Raw genomic sequence first — 16,652 nt, 5'->3', positions numbered from 1 at the left:
GTCTATTTCTTACGTAAATACAAATGGAGCTATTCCCTTGATCACACTAGCTCTTCAGATTAATTTTCATTGATATGCCAATCAAAATGTTCAATACCCATTCTTTACTCTACTAAAGTAAAAATAAAAAAGGAGACCATACTAGAGAAACCAGATGATTTCACTAGTACAGCCCCCTGTCGACTAATAGCTATGGGCAACAATTTTAAATTTGATATCGTCTCAACCAGTAAGTATTTTCCATAAACTAAAAAGTTACTTCGAATACTGGTTACCTTTAATGGTAAAGTAAGTTTTCAAAATTGTCTATTATAATTTTTCTGAAGTTAGAAAGTTTCCATAACTATTATATGTTCATTTCTGAAAATCCTGTAATTTTGGAGCAAAATAAACCTACCCTATCCCTTCTTTCTTATGAAGCATTTCCTTCATAATGTTTATTAATCTCCATATAGTATTTCTCTAAAGAATGATGTTTTATATGATTAAAAAATGCAGCTGGAATATCGGGTACCAGCTTTTTGGCATTTTTCCATGCTTGAACCTCAATAAGAAATTCTATTTTCCTTTTTTGAAATGGCTTTTCTACTCGGTCATATAAGTCTACTAGTTTTTGAAGTGACCGATCTGTTGCATGTCCCAACTCATGGGAAAAAACAACAGCTGTATAATCGTCGAAAACATTTTTACCTGGGTATAGTAAATCACACTGCTTTCTAATTTCTGCTTGATACAATGTTATTGTATGCTGTTGTAAGTTATATTTTCCACCTATATTTCTATTTAATGGACATCTTTCTTCGATTTTAACCTTAACTCCACTGCCAGATAATTTTAATAACTTGCTTACTATATTCCTTACCCTATCTTTTTCTGTCATTTTTCCCCCTCTTTCCTTCTAACTCTATTGTATGACAGGAATGTAAATGTTTATTCATTCTTATCGATTTGAGATATTTACGCTTTTAGAGAAAGGCTGTTTTCGTAAAAATTTATGATCTTAAAAAACAACAATCGTTTAGAAAACAGCCCTAGAGAAAAAAAACAATATTGCTGTATTTTATGCTACCACTTCCTCCAAAGTTTTTTACAGTCATTACAAAAATATTAAACCTATCATTAGGAGTTTTAAATACGAAAAAAGGTGGAACAACATTACCAAGGTTACACAAGATAACCTAAACATTACGTCAAGCAAAGAGGAGGTATCAAATGACTGACCGTTTTAAAACTGGGGGAAAGACACCAGAAAATTCGGTTTATGAATTTGATGGTTATACGATAGTACCTCAGCTTTTGATCCAAGTAGTGATGAATAAGAAATCAAGTTAGAAAAAATGAAACATTTCCACCTTTACGATCAAATAATGAAGCAGCGATTTGGGTAAAAACAAATTAAGAAACTAGTTAGACAAGCTCTCAATCTATATAAAATTAAAGGAGGAGATTAACAATGACTAAAGATAATAATAAAAATGAAAAAATGAGTGTAGAGGAAGCAGGTAGAAAAGGCGGAGAAGCTACTTCTAAGAACCATGATAAAGAATTCTATCAAGAAATCGGGCAAAAAGGCGGTGAAGCTACTTCTAAGAACCATGATAAAGAGTTCTATCAAGAAATTGGCGAAAAAGGCGGTGAAGCCACTTCCAAGAGCCATGATAAAGAGTTCTATCAAGACATCGGGGAAAAAGGCGGAGAAGCGCGCAGTAACCAAAGAAAGAATGATTAACACCTTTTAGAGTAGGGCATTAACAGATAACTAGAGATATAGTTAAAAGAAGCATGCACAAAAATTGTACATGCTTCTTTTTATGTGGTTAGGAAAATTCAGATGAATTCGATCAAAATTCATTAGAACTTATGTTTCAAATAACTCCCCGCTCAAAGCCTTTACGTATCGGTTTGCCGAGGCTTGTACAGATTGATTTGCGTTTTCTTTTACAATTCCATGAAAGGCATTATATATTCGATTAAATCGTAACTGGCTGACCTGCTCAGCGATTTGTTGTACTTTGTACGCTGGTAGTGGGATTAAATTCGGATAGCTATACATGAAGCTCACCCAATGTTGATCAGCTACCACTTGAATAATATCTCCTGTTAACAAAACCCCCTTGTTCTTATTGCCTTCTTCCCAATGAAGAACAGCTCCTCCTTTAAAATGACCTCCAAGTCGATGTAGGGTTAGCCCCCCCTTCAGCTCCAATGATTCTCCAGACCAAAGGATGATTTTTTCACTCGGTCTAGTAATCCATTGCTGATCATCTTTATGAATGTAAATCGGTACATCAAAGGCATCTGCCCATTCTATCTGTGTGGAGTAATAATGGGGATGTGATAAAGCGATGGCATCGATTCCGCCTAGTTCTGTGATTCGGGTGATGGTACTCTGATCCAAGTAAGTGATACAATCCCACAACAGATTAAATCCATTCCCCTGCACGAAATAAGCCGTCTGACCAATTGCAAACTTAGGAACCGTTTTAATACTATACAAGCCAACCTCTTCTCTATTAATCTCATTTTTATAGTTCTGTCCTTGTCTCATTTCCTCCAAAGTAGTCCAGGTTTGCCCGTTTGGATTAACGTACTGTCGTTCCTCATTACAAATGATGCAGTTTGAAGGGGTCTCTTTTGATTGTTTGTATTGAACTCCGCAGGTTATACAAAGATGATTCATTATAATACCTCCTTTACTATTTCAACTGGATCAAACTTATTAACAGTCTAAACAAACAATATACGTTTGATTTTCTTGTCCACTGACTTTTATCATGCCGTTTGTAATTAATTCTTCCGTTACTTTTGTATAAAAAAAGTGATACCACCAAAGAAAAAATTCGTTGTAGCTTATATCCCCCTCAGATTTTTATGTTTAATATTACGAATAATTAAGAAAAGGTTTCATTAAATCTAAACCCTTATTAGTCTCTCACTTTAATACTTTCCTCAGATACAACAGCTCCTGTTTAGTACTAATCTTCTCACCATATCGGACTTTTTCGTAGATAGGGATTATCTCAACAGGGCCATTTATTCTCTCAAACCATTCTTGAATAGTTTCATTTGCTTTCTTCCTAGCTAGAAAATTTAGCTGACGCTCCCAATCTCTAACTATTCTCCTAATCTCATTTATTTCCTCGAGTGAGGCAGACATGTTGGTGCCACTGTTTTCATTAGAATGATCCTTCATTAATAACAACTTATCTTTAATGGTAGCTGAAGTAATCTTCATTTCTTTTTCTCTTTTTTTCTTTCTATAACGATGAATACAAATAAGAAAGATAACTGCTACTAACGGAAGAAGTATTTCTATTGCATATTTTTTCACATTATCTAACAAACTGTCCCCCACTACACCTATACCAGTAAAGGGCTCCGCAAACCATGGTAGATATTCATCAACTGTGACTGGTTCTTCAAGTCGTCTTTCAGAAATAGTTCTACCTGAACCAAGATGACTTGAGCCCAACTCACTTCCGCCTCCTTGGTTTTCTTCATTATAAAAATTCCTAATCTTGTCAGATACAATATCTGTAGTACTCATCACTCCATAGCTCAAACTAACACACAAAAGTAAGAAAAGTAGTCCTAATCCTATTTTTTTCAGCAATGTGAAACCTCCTTCTTACTGTTTGATGTGCAGAAGCTGTTGTTGGCGTCGATTTGATTCAGGGGCAGTGCCGATGATTAAGCCTAGTGACTTGCTATCTTTGTGTCTGAGGGCATATTGAAAAAATCGTTCTGTCGAAAAGAACATTCCATCGGGGTTAATGAGTGCCATGGTGCCGATCATTTTTTTTAACTGGCCGCGGTTCAGATCATTTTCTAAGTGTAAAATTTCATGTTGCTCTGTTAAATAATTCACCCAAAGCTCAATCTTGCATCCTTCACTAATAAGATGTAGACAGACTGATACGCTGTATTCAATAAGCTCTTCCATGTCTTTTCTGAGATGAAAGTGTCCAGCTCCAACCACGTTTAAAAAAACAGAATAAATTTCACCATGCAATTTCTGATATTTCTTCGAAAGAAGCTTATTCTCTTTTGCGGTGGCCAACCAATGGATTTGTCGAAAGCTTTCATTCTCGTAATCTTTTGTTCCAATAATGCTTGTTTCGTCCAAATATAAAGAATGATTTGTCCGTTTATAGCCCTGTAGAATCGATTTTAACTTTAAATCATTCATCTTAAGAATTCTAGGCACCACTTTGAATTTCGGTAGCTCATTCATAGCGTACTCTAAGCGATAAGACTGTAAAAGTACGGGATCTCTCACCAAAAACTCGAAATTCGACCATTGATGATGTCCTCTACCTTTCCCTTTCAAGCTAAAGGCAATGGTTTTTTGTGATTTTGCCGGTAGATCAATTTTTATAGAAAGGATACTGCTTTCCTTACCCCCTTCTACAAAAACTATTTCATTATCACTCCTGCTTTCTATGTTCATTTTAAGATGATAGATAGGAAGTGCCGATTCGTTCTTCATTTCGATATAGCACTTGACGTCTTCGTCAATACTTGATGAATCCAGGTATTTTTTGAAACTCCACGATATTTTATTATGCTGATACTTCAAATAAAAATGAGATATAGTTGCTAAGGATAAAATCATCGCCAATAAAAATACAAGAAGAGAGTAGCCTGCCAAGCTGCAAATAATTAATAGAATGAAAACAAAAATTAAGACAATTGGCACAAGGATGAAGGGTGTTTCTTTATGAATCCTCATACTGTTTCGACAGGGACAGAAGTACTATCAAGTATTTCTTCGATGATTGTTTCTTTGGATGTTTTCACTTCTCCCTCTACATTTAAAGAGATTCTATGAGCAAGTAATGGCAATGCCATTGTTTTTACATCGTCTGGCGTGCAAAAATCTCGTCCATAGAGAAATGCCCTCGATTGAATGGCTCTCATATAAGCAAGCGACCCCCTCGGACTTACCCCAATCTCAACATGGTTGTGGTGCCTCGTCTTCTGGACAATATCCATTAAGTAATCTTCAATATCCTCTGATACCCTGACCTCTTTTACTTTTTCTTTTAGCTGGATAACATCTAAGGTCGAAATGACGGTTTCGATGGTTTCCATAGGATTAGAAGAACGGAATCTTCTCAACATCGTTTTTTCTTTCTCTCGAGATGGATACCCTTGTTTAATCGTTAAAAGAAAGCGATCGAGCTGTGCATCCGGTAACGGAAAAGTCCCAATCGAGTCATATGGATTTTGTGTGGCAATAACGCAGAATGGCTTCGGTAAAGGATAGGTCACTCCTCCTAGCGTAACATTCTTTTCCTCCATTAATTCCAAGAGGGCCGATTGAGTACGGGGAACAGCACGATTAATCTCATCTATTAGTAGGACATTATTAAATACAGGACCCTTCCTCACTTTAAAATCACTTGTTTTCACATCAAAGTATTCCTGTCCGACAATATCAGAGGGAAGCGTATCTGGAGTGAATTGTAGTCGGTTAAACGTACCATCAATACTTTTCGAAAAACACTTTGCCATTGTCGTTTTTCCAGTGCCAGGTACATCTTCAAGAAGAATATGACCATCACTTAATATCGCAATGATCATCAACTCTATTTCTTTCTCTTTATCTATCATTACTTTTGATATATTTTCTTTAATGCTTTGTAGCATTTCTCCACCCCTATCTCCATATGTAATATTATGGTAACACATTAAATGTTTATATAGTGATAAAAAACAGAAAATTATAATAATATTTCCAGTAAAACACGATTAATGGACCATATTGATGGTTGTATAAACGTTGGTGAAATGAAAACAAGGGAAATTCTTATATTATGGAGTCCCCTATCTCACTTCAATTCCTGATCCTATGTGCATAGAGAGACACATCTCTCACTCTTGAAAAGCGACCATTTCACGAAAAAGAGCCTACCCCGATAAGGATAAGCCCGTTTAACTGATTCATCATTGATATGTCTAAAATCAAATTTATCACCTGGAACCTCTAATGTATGTCCGTTTATTACTACTGTATTATGATCCTTCCAAATAATATCCGCTGTCTCTTCACGATAGTTCCAATAAATATTCTTAGCCTTATTATTTTGTTCGTTAAATACTAACTCTCCTCGGATAGAATAAGAAGTAGTCGCTCCTCCATTTGTTACGTATACTTTTAAAGTGTACTTTCCATCAGGTGATGTTTCTTCTGTAAGATATTCTCCTGTCGGCAACCTATTCATATCATAAAATGCCCAATATACACCATATACACCTATAGCAAAGATAAACAAACCAATTTATATATATGTCTTTATTATTAATTTGTATTTTCTTTTTCCCTCGTATTCTACAGCTGCATTTTGGTATTCTGAAACCATACTTCAAGCTCCTTTTTTATAAACCACTTTATTTAATAAAACTACTCGATTATATAATTAGAATGATCTTATAATTTATCTCAACCTTTTAATCCATTAAAAAGGACGCTTTCCTTGTGGAAATGCGTCCGATTGTGGAAGAAGATTTTAATTAAACCCAAAAGTTTTAGAGAGCTAGCTAACTAACGATCTAACCTTGATTCTTCCAAAGAATTAACTATAAACCAATTCTTTCTCGCTTAGACTAAGTGCCTGCCCTGTAGAAGTATGGATTTCTTGGAAAAGCTCTGGATTTTCTACTAGTGACACGCCATAAGAAGGAATCATTTCTTTTATTTTCAGTTCCCACTCGTTCATATATTGTGGGAAGCATTTTTCTAATACCTCAAGCATAACGTGAACGGCAGTAGAAGCACCCGGAGAAGCGCCGAGCAATGCAGCGATCGAGCCATCAGCGGCACTAACAACTTCCGTACCGAATTGAAGTGTTCCCTTACCGCCGGTCTCAGTATCTTTGATCACTTGCACACGTTGACCTGCTACTACTATGTCCCAATCCTCGCTTTTGGCGTTCGGAATAAACTCGCGTATTTCTTCCATGCGCTTTTCATTCGATAACATGACTTGCTGGATCAGGTATTTTGTCAATGCCATCTCTTTTACGCCTGCTGCTAACATTGTGAAGACATTATTCGGTTTTACGGAACCTATCAAATCAAAATTCGAACCCGTTTTTAAGAATTTTGGTGAGAATCCGGCAAACGGTCCAAAGAGCAATGATTTTTTGTTGTTGATATATCTTGTATCAAGATGCGGAACAGACATAGGAGGAGCTCCAACCTTAGCTTTACCGTATACCTTTGCATGATGCTGCTCTACAACTTCTGGATTGTTACATACCATAAATAGTCCACTTACCGGGAATCCTCCAATATGTTTTGATTCAGGAATACCGGTTTTTTGTAATAAATGCAGACTTCCGCCCCCACCGCCGATAAAGACAAATTTTGCGATATGGTATTCGATATTACCGCTCTCGATATTATGCACCTTGACTTCCCACGAGCCATCGCTAGTACGTTTAATATCCTCAACACTGTGTTTGTAGTTTATATCGACGTTTTTACTATTTAAGTGGTCAAACAACATGCGAGTTAAAGCGCCAAAGTTGACATCCGTTCCAGAGTCGATTTTTGTTGCCGCTATCGGTTCGTTCGTTGTCCGGCCTTCCATAATAAGCGGAATCCATTCCTTCAGTTTTTCCGGATCATCGGAAAATTCCATTCCTTGAAACAGAGGATTGTTTGAAAGCGCTTTAAAACGTTTTTTCAAAAACGCTACATTTTTTTCTCCTTGTACTAAACTCATATGAGGTAACGGCATGATAAAGTCTTGCGGATTACGAATCAGATTATTGTTTACAAGATAAGACCAAAACTGTCTTGAAAGCTGAAACTGTTCATTAATTTTAATTGCCTTGCTAATATCTATAGATCCGTCCGGTTTTTCGTTTGTGTAGTTCAGCTCGCACAGTGCAGCATGCCCCGTTCCCGCATTATTCCATTCGTTAGAACTTTCCTCTCCTGCGCTTGCGAGTTTCTCAAAGACTTTTATTTCCCATTCCGGTGCCAACTCTTTCAGTAATGATCCCAAAGTAGCGCTCATGACTCCGGCACCAATTAAGATAACGTCTGTTTTTTTCTGTAAGCTGCTCATGATATCCTTCCTCATCCCCTATATTTGTAAAAAAGAATATGCGCTCCCATTTAGATACACAAAAAGCAAGGTGCCACCTAGGAACACACTTTTTCTGTCTCCATAATATAATCATACCATAGTCTATTATAATTATTTATAGATTAAAATATCTACCATTAACTGATAATTATAAACTATTTTATGCTGGTAAAAAGTGAAAAGTGTGTCACTTCCATTTTCAAATCCAGCATCGGATCTTGCTAGCTCTTTCTTTAACCTATGATTAATAATTTCTTCATAGATTCTTGTTTCAACATAAGCATATCCCCATATTCCTCTTTGATTGATATTACCATTTTACCATATTCTGTGTTTCACTTTACTGGACAACCCTGATAAAAAAGATAAGGACAATGTTGGAGAACACTTTGCTACAAAGTAAGGGGTAAATTTGAAGGTAAATAGTAATATTGAAATGTGAATGCCAGTATTTTCTTAACAGAGAAATGAGGATGCCTAAAAACGATGATTACCATGTTTTTAGACAGTTTTATTTAACAGTTATGAAAGATCTTTTTGCATTTTTGAATTTATAGATCATGGCTCTCATCACTCCGATGAACACCCTTTTTCCTATTACTCAACCTATTTTGGGCTTTCATCACTCCGATGAACGACCTTTTTCCTGTTACTCAACCTATTTTGGGCTTTCATCACTCTGATGAACACCCTTCTTCCTATTACTCCACCTTTTTTGGGCTTTCATCACTCTGATGAACGTCCTTTTTCTTATGATTCGATTCAAATTCGGCTTTCATCACTCTGATGAACGTCCTTTTTCTTCCCACCCCACCAAAAAAAGCAGCCCAATTTTATGTTAATTGGACTGCTAATCTATATGTTATATAAGTTTTTGTGCACTTAAAGCAAACCCATTAATTATAATCCCTACTCCAGCCCTTACCCCAAATCCTTCTTCTCATAAATAAATACAGAGATAAAACCCGAGACTAAAATAAATAATAGACCAATACTCAACGGCATTAAAATTGGATTGATGGAAAGAATCTTAAGGGCAAGATCTGAAAGAAAACCGACTAAGCTTTCACTCATCATGATCGAGCCAATGATGATGAGAAGGAATAGTCCGCAATAGGCCATTCCTTTCATAAGCCCAAATTTATATAAGAACGGTAGCAGTGTCGATGTAAACAGAAGAAACATGACTACTACCCCAACTATATATACCCAGTTTAGTCGCTCTGTTTTTATGTAATCACTAAATATTTCTCTCAATCCATAATCAACCACTAGCATAACTAGAGCAAGACACAAAGAGAACAAGAAGAAAAATAAGTATCGAAATAATACTAAATTACTCCTTTTTATCGGTAAACTAACATAATAAATATCTGCTTTTGATTTTTCATCATAATAGAAGGTATTGACCAATACCCCGAAAGCAATCATGAAGAAAATGATTTGTGTAGGAAAGTTCATAATATAGAACGCAGCTAAAAACGCTAAAATTAACCAAAGGTAGCTTTTATTTACTAACAGATCTTTTTTGAGTATGTGTACCAATTTAGGATCTCTCCTTAGTTTTATAATACATAATATCCTCAAGAGTGGGTTCTTCGATTAGAATGTTTTCATTCTTATCCACTGCGGCTGAACTACCTTCCAACAAGCCTGTAAACAATTCATCTGTATGTTCCCATGATACTAATTTACTTTTTACATTATCTGAAAGGTCGTTTTTATGCCCCTTTACGATATGGAAGGTCTGCTTGATTTCTTCAATATCCTTCTGAAAAACAATTTTCCCATTATAAATAAAAACAATATAGTCTGCTAAATTATCTAAATCTGTCGTTATATGGCTTGAGAAAAACACCGTCTTTTGTTCGTCAATCATCAGATCTCTTATGATTCCAAGAAGGTCTCTCCTAACTAACGGGTCCAATCCAGATGTCGGTTCATCCATGATGATCAATCTAGGAGCATGGGATAAAGCCAATATCAAGGAAGCTTTCATCGTCATTCCTTTTGAAAAATGCTTAAGTTTCTTATTATCTGGGAGCTTAAATTTTTCAATATAGGATTCATAGGCTTTCTCGTCCCAATTTCGATAAAATGGAGCAACACTCTTTTTTATTTGCTTTAATGTCAGGTCTTCATACATATAAAGGTTGTCATACACAATCCCTATATTTTCTCTTAGCATATGCTTATCATGTGGCTCGCCAAATAATAAAACTTCTCCATTGTCTGCTTTTATCACATCCATAATGATTTTAATGATGGTACTTTTCCCAGCACCATTCGGTCCAATAAAACCAGTTATGAATCCTTCAGGAATTTTCAAATCAATATCCTCTAGGAAAAAGTTCTCCCTTTTTTTACTTATTTTATTTAATTCAATGGCGTTCAATGGCTATCCTCCTCAGTGAAGTACTCTTTAATCCAGGCGATAAGCTCTTCATCAGTAATCCCTAAATTTTTGGCCTCTGAAACAATCCTATGAATTTCTGCTTTTAATTCAACGATTTTAGATTGTTTAAGATGATTAAACTCATGTAATTCTTTTTGAATAACAAAAGTTCCCTTCCCGACAATGGTTTTTAAATACCCTTCTTTCTCTAAATTTTCATAGGCTTTTTTGGTGGTAATAAGGCTAATTTTTAAATTTTTTGCCAACACTCGCATCGAAGGCAGACGATCTCCTGATTTTAATGAGCCTTCTAAAATCTTCTGTTTAATTTGATTTTCAATTTGTACATATAAAGGTAGTTTTGAGTTATTAGATATTAATATATTCATATGGTTTCCTCATTTACTTAGTATACATTGTGTATATACATATACACAATGTATACTTTATCCTATTTATTTGCATTGTAAACTTTCTGTAAATACATAACAATCAGACTAAAAAAGGAATATTTATCTATTTCAAAAAAAGTATATGTGTGTATGTACACATATACACCTACTTAATTACCACTGAATTCGACAAAATAATACATATTTCCACATATAAAAAAAGATTATTGGTAGGATAATACCTTTTTAATCCATTTATAAAGGTTAATATGGTAATAAATTCTAGCCGATGATATAATTGCCTTGCAAGGAAAAAGGAGGTGAAAATGGATGAAATTAGCAAAAAAATCTTTGGCAGTCTTAATGGCCTTTGCATTTATCTTCGGGACGATGAGTAGTGCATTTACGACAGCAAAAGTAGAAGCGGCTAGTATGGTAGTAAAAGTAGAGAAGACATCAAATGAGGATAAATATGGAGATCAAGAGGTATCAGCACAGGTTGCCCCAATTATTGTTTGGGCTGCAGGGGTTCTTGCAGCAGCAGGTCTTAAATGGTTAGCTGACAAGCTACTTGACATGGGCGCAGAATGGTTCTGCGATAACTATGGTGATTACAATAGTGTCACAGATAAGGTTTGTGATGTTATTGGCTAAAGTATAAAAATAGATTTCGGGCAGGAAACCTATTTTTATACTCTACAAAACACGATGCATACAACAAATATATGCATGTTCACTAAAGTTCATTACTTAAGCTAGAACTTTCAGTATGATTCTATTATAACCCAATTTTATTCGTATTCAAACTTACTTCAACTAAGAAACTAGGAAATTATTTGTGAATTAAATGGAGGGATTAGGGATGAATCTAGTTAAAAAAATGTTCGCCGTCTTAATGGCATTTGCATTTATCTTTGGAACGATGAGTAGTACGGTAATTACTACTAGTGCCAGCGCAGCTAGTTTTTCTGAGGATATGGATATTAAAGTAGACAAAGATAGAAATACCGATAAATATGGAGATCAAGAAGTAGAGGCTCAAGTTGCTCCTATCATCGTTTGGGCTGCAGGTGTTCTTGCTGCCGCTGGTCTTAGTTGGTTAGCGAAAAAGCTTTATGATTACGGTGCAGAATGGTTCTGTGATAACTATGGTGACTACAATGGTGTAACAGAAAAAGTCTGTGACGTCATTGGATAATGTAAATAAATAGGTTCGGTCAGGAACCTATTTTTTAACACTCTGCGAATTCCTATAAAAACTTGCATACTTGGAAGTTAGCTTTAGTCCAATATTGGGGCTAAAGCTTTCTTTTTAACAATAGATAGCTTAGGAGTTGAAAAATGAAAACCAACAAGAAAATGGACACTTTTCTTTTTTTGATTGTCTCAGTTTCATTGTTAGCTACTTTAGGTAGTCTTTTTCTATCAGAAATATTAAGATATGTGCCTTGTAAATTATGCTGGATTCAGAGAATATTCATGTATCCAATCACGATCATTTCATTAGTGGCTTTTCTAAAAAGGGACTATACTCAATACCTTTATATTCTACTGCTTTCTTTTTTTGGTATTGGCTTTGCCTTATATCATTATCTAGTCCAAAAAACCACTTTTTTTCAACAAAATAATCTTTGCGTGGACTTAGCTTGTCAAGCTCAATATATTAATGGACTAGGATTCATTACGATTCCCTTTCTATCTTTGATTAGCTTTCTGATGATGATTGTTTTTAGTCTGTTTATATATCGATTATTGAAGGAGAAAATCAAATGAAAACACAATTAAAAAAGGTATCATTATTAGTTTTAGGTGTATTACTTGTAATTGGTTTGGGCACCTATTTTTTATGGCCCGATAAAAACTTAGCAACAGGACAAAAATTATATAATAAGGAAGAACTCCATGGAAAAACACTTTTACAGCTTGAAGATCCTCTATATAAAAATATTATTACTCCAGCGTCCTTTGAGAAATCATTAAAAAACAAGGAGGATATAACAGTCTATTTTTATAGTCCACTTTGCGGCCACTGTGAAAAAACAACTCCGATTCTTGTTCCTTTGGCAAAGGAACATGGAGTAAACCTCTATTTATTTAACTTATTAGAATTTAAGCAGGGAGCAAAAACATATAATATTGAAGGAACTCCTACTATTATTCACTATCAGGATGGAAAAGAAGTAGATAGATTAGTAGGTGCGGAAAGTAAAAGGAATCTCGAGAAATGGCTTAAATCAATTAATAATGATGAATAAGCAAATCTTTGTCTAAATAATGGACTGTCCCATATGGGTACAGAACCGGAATACATGTCGGCTTCTCCCTCATTCATTTGGGACATCCTGCTTTTATTCTTTCCAAAAAAATTGGTATTCGTTCATGATTTAAATTATCTTCTCATTCATGGGAAAAACCAATCTTCCCTAAAAAAACCCTTACCCCTTCAAAGAATCTTCCCTTTGGAGGGTGTAGGTTTGCTTCTCTTTCTCCATTAGGTTTGACTGCTTCGCCTGTTTGTGAAAGATGTTCACTTAATTCTTGAGCGATTTCACTTTTAGATGAAAAAGTTCTATCTTACACTACCAGTTTCCACCAAACTTTGACCTTTAACGAATTTACTAAATATATACCGAACAAAAGGCCCCATAATGATCAGTTGTAGTGGAAAAGCAAAAATAAAATTTCTTAAAGCAATGGAATAGTAACTGTTTAGTAATGATTCTTCACCTAGGCTGTTAAAGTAATAGGCGGTCCCCAACCCATAAAGGGACATAAAGAAAACCATTCCAACTACCATAAAAAATGAAATGGATAGGATCACGAAGATTTTGTTAGATTTGTCATATGGCAAAGAAAAAGCCATTTTCTGTGCCACTGGACTGACAATAAATAACTCCAATAGGAAAGCAATGATAAAGCCTAGTATAAGTTGAATGAGTATCCCTTTAATAGGTACAATTCCAATCAAGCCATTTATAAATAAATTATAAAATGTCATAACTACTACCATCCCAAAGCACATCATCAGCCCAAAATAAACATTTTCTTTCTTAGTTTTCGGCAATTTCCATCATCCCTTCTTAATACCTTGTAATTATAGCGATAGCGGAAACCTCCTCATAAGTGAACATTTTGTGAACGATTATTCTTACCTTTATTTTAATTGTTATGTTAAAACCCTAAAAAAGAAAATGACGTGTGCCAATCCACACGTCATTCCTATTTGTCTTTTATTAAGGCTGTTTTCTAAAAATTTGTTGCAACCTGAGATACGTCGGAAATACACTTTAGAAGCATTGAGCAGCCTGAATACACGTAGACTTCTGCTGGGCTGGAATAGTGGCCAAAGTGAGACCCCGGAGGCTCACAGTGCACCCGCGGAAACCGAAGTGTATTCAGGCTGTGGGTTAAATAACCATAATCATTACGAAAAGAGCCTGTATTAATAAAGCACTCTAACTGGGACTCTCAGTCTTCTAACAGCTTGTTTATTCTTCCCTAGCTCCTAATCCAACCCCTAACGCCACTAAGGATTGATTAATTCGCCACACATAGTAAAGATGATGAATCAGATCACGATGAGCTTGTTTACGTTTTGGAGCCAATCTTTCAATCTTCTCTCTTTCATACTCCAAATGATAGATGACCCCTTTCCTCTCTGTTCCTTTAATAAGCTTACGTAACACTTCAATATTGTGATCTAGCTTGGTTTCCATTGTTTTGAAGGTTTCCACGAGTTCATCTGGATATTCAAAGTTCTTACGATAAGATGAGGCAACTAAATGTTTCGCATAATAATTGATTGCAGTGAAAATCGTAACCCAACGGGATATGCCATTACGGCTAAAAGCTCCTTCTCGTTGAAGCAATGTTTTTGCTTGATCTTTGATTGATTGCATTTTCTGATCAATCTCAAATGCTCGATCTGCAAGCCCTTTCACATTAACATCTTCCCTAAATCCACGAATATAGGTGATCAAATATGGATTCAATTCCATTAAAAAGTCATCAAAGGTATCTGCAACTTTGTCCTTTGTTTTCTTTGGAAAAATAAAGGCGGAGACAATAAAGGCAATGGCTGCACCTGCAATCGTATCGATCACCCGAGATCCCATTAGTTCGAGGGAGATCCCCCCTAGTAAAATATCGTACATAAAAGCTACAAGCATGGTAATAAACATACTCATCATCGTGTAGGAAACCGTGAACACATAAAAAGCTAGAAAAATAACGATAAATAAAAGGGTTATTTCCAAGGTAGTATGACCAGATACTAACTTCGCCAACCCAAAACCAATGATTGCCCCAATTATCGTTCCAAATGAGCGCTGGAACCCTTTTGTATAAGTTCTTCCTACCGATTCCGTACCAAGTAACACAATAAATGCCGTAAGAAGAACCCAATAAGGCTGTGTCGGAGAAAGGATTTGTCCAATAATAATAGACAATGTTCCTGCTACTAATGCTTGATAAGCCTTCTTCGTAGATGGCTTTAATCCTTCTTCTTCCGGATTGTTAGGTTTATCTTCATCCAGGGTCTCCGGTTCGTTCTCTCGATTTTCGATACCCTTTCCAGGGCATCGGAGGGCTTGCTGAATGGTCGTTGCCCCTTCTATAACGTGATTGGTAATGGATTCGATTCGACGTATAAGATATAACCAGTTTTCCGGCTTTCGATCCTCATCAAGTAAATCGTTCAAAAGAAATCTTAATGCTTGCAAAGCTTTTTCCGCCTCTTCCAAATGCCTAGGTTCATAGTTATGAGCGAGGACTTCTGCATCCCTCAGTGCTTCAACAACCCAAACTAAGAATTTCCGTAACTCTTCATATTCAAGGGCATCTGATTTTTTCAGCTTTTGAATGGAGTCGGTTAACGTCTCAACAAGCATGATGATGTCAAAGACATAAAGTCTCAGTTGCGAGGTTTGAAGACCTGGCCATATTATTCTTACATCATGTGCATTCAAATCACTTGAAACGGATCTTGCATATTCAATAAGTTTATGAACATTTTTTTCAAGATTTTTCAACCTTTTCGGATTCGTTTCAGGATCCTCAATGACTCGAATTAGAATGGAAAACGTAAGATTCGATTGGATGTGAAAGGAACGCATTCCTCTTTTCAAAACCTGTGCTGAATCCTTGAAGATATGGAAGTTGTATAAATACGCAAACATGGCTCCGATTAACGCTCCCATATAAAATAGCGGAAGCTGTTCAGGTGTGACTTTTATAACAGAAGAAATATAGATGGTCATAAAGCCAATCATGCATAGAGAAAAATAGCGAACCTCAAATCTAGTTAGATAAAAGGCATTGAAAATGACAAGAATCATGAAGACATCAATAATAAAGAAGGAATCAGCAAAGATGGAACCTAAAGTAACGCCCATACAAGCAGAAACTCCAAGAAGCAAGGTGGTTCCTTTCTTCTTCTTTTCCGTTTCATCCATGACGACCATGATTCCCATCATCCCAGCCATCCCGGATACGATGGCTGGAGTGATGAGATCGTACCCCATTGTACGCAATATCCAAAGCGTGATGAATACTCCAGATATTAAACTAATGGTAGCTTTCCCAGCTTGCTGAAATCGTTTCCGTCCAGGATCAGACGCAAGGAGTCTCCCAAGCCAATGATGTTGTATATGTAATCGCTGCATTTTCATCATACCTTCAGTTTACAATTTATTGAGTTCGTGCTCTTTCTTATCGTACCCAATCTTATTGTATATAGGCTACTTAGATGTGGGGAATTGTGCA

15 protein-coding genes and 2 pseudogenes are annotated in these 16,652 nt (G+C 35.8%); 5 read left to right on the top strand and 12 right to left on the bottom strand.

Features of this window, described 5'->3' with window-relative positions; translation table 11 throughout:
• Window positions 1–412 precede the first annotated feature (412 nt).
• A complete protein-coding gene (locus JOC86_RS20835; protein ID WP_205174875.1) occupies window positions 413–880 on the bottom strand; it encodes a hypothetical protein in 468 nt (155 codons plus the stop codon).
• 573 nt (window positions 881–1,453) lie between these two features.
• Between JOC86_RS20835 and gsiB the strand changes: the two are divergent.
• A pseudogene (gene gsiB, locus JOC86_RS20830) lies at window positions 1,454–1,726 on the top strand (glucose starvation-inducible protein GsiB); the annotation flags it as partial.
• Between the two features lie 132 nt (window positions 1,727–1,858).
• Here gsiB and JOC86_RS20825 read toward each other — a convergent pair.
• From JOC86_RS20825 to JOC86_RS20785, 9 genes and pseudogenes are all read right to left on the bottom strand, one after another.
• Window positions 1,859–2,683, bottom strand: coding sequence for an MBL fold metallo-hydrolase (locus tag JOC86_RS20825; protein WP_205174989.1), 825 nt, complete (start codon window positions 2,681–2,683; stop codon window positions 1,859–1,861).
• A gap of 249 nt (window positions 2,684–2,932) precedes the next feature.
• Window positions 2,933–3,613 carry a hypothetical protein gene (locus JOC86_RS20820; RefSeq protein ID WP_205174873.1) on the bottom strand — a complete coding sequence of 227 codons (681 nt, stop codon included), beginning with the start codon at window positions 3,611–3,613 and terminating at the stop codon, window positions 2,933–2,935.
• A 15-nt stretch (window positions 3,614–3,628) separates the two neighbouring features.
• Window positions 3,629–4,699 carry a DUF58 domain-containing protein gene (locus tag JOC86_RS25225; RefSeq protein WP_205174872.1) on the bottom strand — a complete coding sequence of 357 codons (1,071 nt, stop codon included), beginning with the start codon at window positions 4,697–4,699 and terminating at the stop codon, window positions 3,629–3,631.
• A 29-nt stretch (window positions 4,700–4,728) separates the two neighbouring features.
• Window positions 4,729–5,652, bottom strand: coding sequence for an AAA family ATPase (locus JOC86_RS20810; protein ID WP_205174871.1), 924 nt, complete (start codon window positions 5,650–5,652; stop codon window positions 4,729–4,731).
• A 305-nt stretch (window positions 5,653–5,957) separates the two neighbouring features.
• Window positions 5,958–6,284: pseudogene (locus JOC86_RS20805) on the bottom strand (DUF5412 domain-containing protein); the annotation flags it as partial.
• Between the two features lie 294 nt (window positions 6,285–6,578).
• Window positions 6,579–8,081 carry a malate:quinone oxidoreductase gene (locus JOC86_RS20800; protein WP_205174870.1) on the bottom strand — a complete coding sequence of 501 codons (1,503 nt, stop codon included), beginning with the start codon at window positions 8,079–8,081 and terminating at the stop codon, window positions 6,579–6,581.
• A 942-nt stretch (window positions 8,082–9,023) separates the two neighbouring features.
• Window positions 9,024–9,647 (bottom strand): ABC-2 transporter permease, encoded by a 624-nt coding sequence (locus JOC86_RS20795; protein ID WP_205174869.1) that lies wholly within the window; start codon window positions 9,645–9,647, stop codon window positions 9,024–9,026.
• Window position 9,648: 1 nt separating this feature from the next.
• Window positions 9,649–10,497: an ABC transporter ATP-binding protein gene (locus JOC86_RS20790; RefSeq protein ID WP_205174868.1), complete on the bottom strand. Its 849-nt coding sequence runs from the start codon at window positions 10,495–10,497 to the stop codon at window positions 9,649–9,651.
• Window positions 10,494–10,886: a GntR family transcriptional regulator gene (locus JOC86_RS20785; RefSeq protein ID WP_205174867.1), complete on the bottom strand. Its 393-nt coding sequence runs from the start codon at window positions 10,884–10,886 to the stop codon at window positions 10,494–10,496. The genes JOC86_RS20790 and JOC86_RS20785 overlap by 4 nt, the downstream gene beginning before the upstream one ends.
• Before the next feature lie 333 nt (window positions 10,887–11,219).
• Between JOC86_RS20785 and JOC86_RS20780 the strand changes: the two genes are divergently transcribed.
• The 4 genes from JOC86_RS20780 (at window position 11,220) to JOC86_RS20765 (ending at window position 13,144) form a co-directional block, all read left to right on the top strand.
• Window positions 11,220–11,543 carry a hypothetical protein gene (locus JOC86_RS20780; protein ID WP_205174866.1) on the top strand — a complete coding sequence of 108 codons (324 nt, stop codon included), beginning with the start codon at window positions 11,220–11,222 and terminating at the stop codon, window positions 11,541–11,543.
• A 208-nt stretch (window positions 11,544–11,751) separates the two neighbouring features.
• Window positions 11,752–12,087: a hypothetical protein gene (locus JOC86_RS20775; protein ID WP_205174865.1), complete on the top strand. Its 336-nt coding sequence runs from the start codon at window positions 11,752–11,754 to the stop codon at window positions 12,085–12,087.
• Between the two features lie 143 nt (window positions 12,088–12,230).
• Window positions 12,231–12,662 carry a disulfide oxidoreductase gene (locus JOC86_RS20770; protein ID WP_205174864.1) on the top strand — a complete coding sequence of 144 codons (432 nt, stop codon included), beginning with the start codon at window positions 12,231–12,233 and terminating at the stop codon, window positions 12,660–12,662.
• Complete coding sequence (locus tag JOC86_RS20765) at window positions 12,659–13,144, top strand: thioredoxin family protein (RefSeq protein ID WP_205174863.1); 486 nt, start codon at window positions 12,659–12,661, stop codon at window positions 13,142–13,144. Before JOC86_RS20770 ends, JOC86_RS20765 begins: the two co-directional genes overlap by 4 nt.
• Window positions 13,145–13,458: 314 nt before the next feature.
• On the opposite strand, the gene JOC86_RS20760 is transcribed toward JOC86_RS20765, so the two are convergent.
• Together JOC86_RS20760 and JOC86_RS20755 are read right to left on the bottom strand one after the other, a co-directional pair.
• Window positions 13,459–13,953 carry a DUF2798 domain-containing protein gene (locus JOC86_RS20760; protein ID WP_205174862.1) on the bottom strand — a complete coding sequence of 165 codons (495 nt, stop codon included), beginning with the start codon at window positions 13,951–13,953 and terminating at the stop codon, window positions 13,459–13,461.
• Between the two features lie 424 nt (window positions 13,954–14,377).
• Entirely contained in the window at window positions 14,378–16,558 is a 2,181-nt protein-coding gene (locus JOC86_RS20755; RefSeq protein ID WP_239587750.1) for an FUSC family protein, read from the bottom strand.
• Between the last annotated feature and the right edge of the window lie 94 nt (window positions 16,559–16,652).

Source organism: Rossellomorea pakistanensis (assembly GCF_016908495.1).
Classification (GTDB): Bacteria; Bacillota; Bacilli; order Bacillales; family Bacillaceae_B; genus Rossellomorea; species Rossellomorea pakistanensis.
This window is presented reverse-complemented; position numbering and strand designations above follow the sequence as displayed.